Origin of the sequence: Kineococcus indalonis (assembly GCF_009906395.1) — a bacterium.
Taxonomy (GTDB): domain Bacteria; phylum Actinomycetota; class Actinomycetes; order Actinomycetales; family Kineococcaceae; genus Kineococcus; species Kineococcus indalonis.
On the sequence record NZ_JAAALM010000863.1, the window covers coordinates 1 to 1,018 of the forward strand.

Consider the following 1,018-nt stretch of genomic DNA (forward strand, 5'->3'; position numbering starts at 1 on the left):
GCTCACGCCCCCACCGTCCCCGCCGTGCCCGCCGCGCTCACGGGTCCACCGTATCCGCGGGTGCCGCCGTCGAGGGTGGCCGTGCCGCGGCCACCCTCGACGCGGCCTCCCCACCGGCCCCGGTGGGCGGGCAGCCTCGAGGGCATGACCGAGCAGAAGATCGTCCTCGTCACCGGCGCCTCCAGCGGGATCGGCGAGGCCGTCGCCCGCGAACTGGCCTGCGCCGGGCACCACGTCGTCCTCACCGCCCGCCGCCGCGACCGCCTCGAGCAGGTCGCCGCCGACATCGCCCGCACCGGCGGGAGCGCCTCGACCGCCGTCCTGGACGTCACCGACGCCGACGCCCACCGCGAGGTCGTCGACGCGGTCGTCGCCGAGCACGGGCGCCTCGACGTCCTCGTCGCCAACTCCGGCGTCATGCTGCTGTCCTCGACGACCGCGCTGCTGGTGCAGGAGTGGAACCGCATGGTGGACGTCAACGTCAAGGGCGTGCTGCACGGGATCGCCGCGGCCCTGCCGCACTTCCTGCGCCAGGGTTCCGGGCACTTCGTGACCACCGCCTCGATCGGGGCGCACGAGGTCGTGCCCACCGCCGCGGTGTACTGCGCCACCAAGCACGCGGTGTGGGCGCTCATGGAGGGGCTGCGCCAGGACCTGCCGTCGACGGTGCGCGCCACGACCATCACCCCCGGCGTGGTGCAGAGCGAACTGGCCCTGCACATCACCGACCCCGCGGCCAGCGCGGGGATGGTGGAGTACCGCCGCACCGCCATCGCCCCCTCCGCGATCGGCCGCGCCGTGGCCTACGCGGTGGGCGAGCCGGCCGACGTCGACGTCAACGAGGTCGTGGTGCGCCCCAGCGGGCAGCGCCCCTGAGCACGTCCCGCGCGCCCGGTGCTGCTGCGCGGCTCCTGCCCGGTCACGCCGTGACCGGGCAGGAGCGGCCCTGGTGCGCCCCCGCGCCCACCGGTGGGGTGGTCCCCGTGACCACCACCGAGACCCCCACCGAGACCCCCAC

General features: G+C 75.9%; 1 protein-coding gene. It reads left to right on the forward strand.

The window, feature by feature from the left end; translation table 11 throughout:
* Positions 1-144 precede the first annotated feature (144 nt).
* The gene (locus GTR00_RS21605; RefSeq protein WP_166613547.1) at positions 145-876 is read left to right on the forward strand and encodes an SDR family oxidoreductase; all 732 of its coding nucleotides are present in this window, start codon (positions 145-147) and stop codon (positions 874-876) included.
* Positions 877-1,018: the final 142 nt, after the last annotated feature.